At 54.9% G+C, this 1187-nt stretch carries 2 protein-coding genes and 2 pseudogenes; all 4 read left to right on the forward strand.

Annotation, left to right across the window (positions count from 1 at the left end; translation table 11 throughout):
* A pseudogene (locus ACIP8I_RS27160) lies at window positions 1–186 on the forward strand (50S ribosomal protein L5); the annotation flags it as partial.
* Between the two features lie 13 nt (window positions 187–199).
* Window positions 200–505, forward strand: coding sequence for a 30S ribosomal protein S14 (rpsN, locus tag ACIP8I_RS27165; protein WP_003228726.1), 306 nt, complete (start codon window positions 200–202; stop codon window positions 503–505).
* 208 nt (window positions 506–713) lie between these two features.
* Window positions 714–1106: a 30S ribosomal protein S8 gene (gene rpsH / locus ACIP8I_RS27170; protein WP_007966178.1), complete on the forward strand. Its 393-nt coding sequence runs from the start codon at window positions 714–716 to the stop codon at window positions 1104–1106.
* Between the two features lie 12 nt (window positions 1107–1118).
* A pseudogene (locus tag ACIP8I_RS27175) lies at window positions 1119–1187 on the forward strand (50S ribosomal protein L6); the annotation flags it as partial.

Consider the following 1187-nt stretch of genomic DNA (forward strand, 5'->3'; position numbering starts at 1 on the left):
GCCAAGTCCATCGATGGTCGTGGCAACTACAGCATGGGCGTGTAAGAGCAGATCATTTTCCCGGAAATCGACTACGACAAGATCGATGCTCTCCGCGGTCTGGACATTACCCTGACCACCACTGCCAAGAACGATGATGAAGGCCGCGCTCTGCTGCGTGCTTTCAAATTCCCGTTCCGCAACTGATTGGAGTAGGAAAATGGCCAAGAAGAGCATGAAAAACCGTGAGCTGAAGCGTCAGCTCACTGTTGCCAAGTACGCCACCAAGCGTGCAGCGCTGAAAGCTATCATCGTTGATCTGAACGCAAGTCCAGAAGCGCGTTGGGAAGCTACCGTAGCTCTGCAGAAGCAACCACGTGACGCAAGCGCTTCGCGCATGCGTAACCGTTGCCGCCTGACTGGTCGTCCGCACGGCGTTTACCGCAAGTTCGGCCTGGGCCGTAACAAACTGCGTGAAGCGGCAATGCGTGGTGACGTTCCAGGTCTGGTTAAAGCCAGCTGGTAATCGCTGTCAAAGCCTTGATGGTCGGGATCGCAAGAACCTGACCATCGGTGGCCTTGAATCTGAATCAAGCCCCTTTTGGGGCTTGATTCATTTCTGGGGTGTGTCTAGAATGACCGGCTCGCCTGAGCCCGTGTTTTTCTGCCCGGAGTTTCTCGGCGACATGTAGTAGCCGCAAGGCTAATTTTTCTGTATTAGGAGCGTCTAGCCCATGAGTATGCAGGACCCGTTAGCGGACATGCTAACTCGAATCCGTAATGCCCAGATGGCTGAAAAGTCTGTCGTAAGCATGCCGTCTTCCACGTTGAAGGTGGCTGTAGCAAAAGTCCTGAAGGACGAAGGTTACATCGCGGATTTTCAGATCACCACCGACGCTAAGCCGTCGTTGTCCATCTCGCTGAAATACTTCGAAGGCCGTCCGGTCATCGAGGAAGTGAAGCGCGTTAGTCGTCCAGGCCTGCGTCAGTACAAGTCCGTTGAAGATCTGCCGAAAGTTCGTGGCGGTCTTGGCGTGTCTATCGTCTCCACCAACAAAGGTGTGATGACGGATCGTGCTGCGCGCGCTGCCGGTGTCGGCGGCGAAGTTCTGTGCACTGTGTTCTAAGGGGGGATAAGCATGTCTCGCGTCGCTAAGAACCCCGTTAAGCGGCCAGCCGGTGTCGAAGTAAAATGCGCAGGCCAACAG

This window comes from Pseudomonas sp. NPDC088414 (genome assembly GCF_044753325.1).
GTDB lineage: Bacteria > Pseudomonadota > Gammaproteobacteria > Pseudomonadales > Pseudomonadaceae > Aquipseudomonas.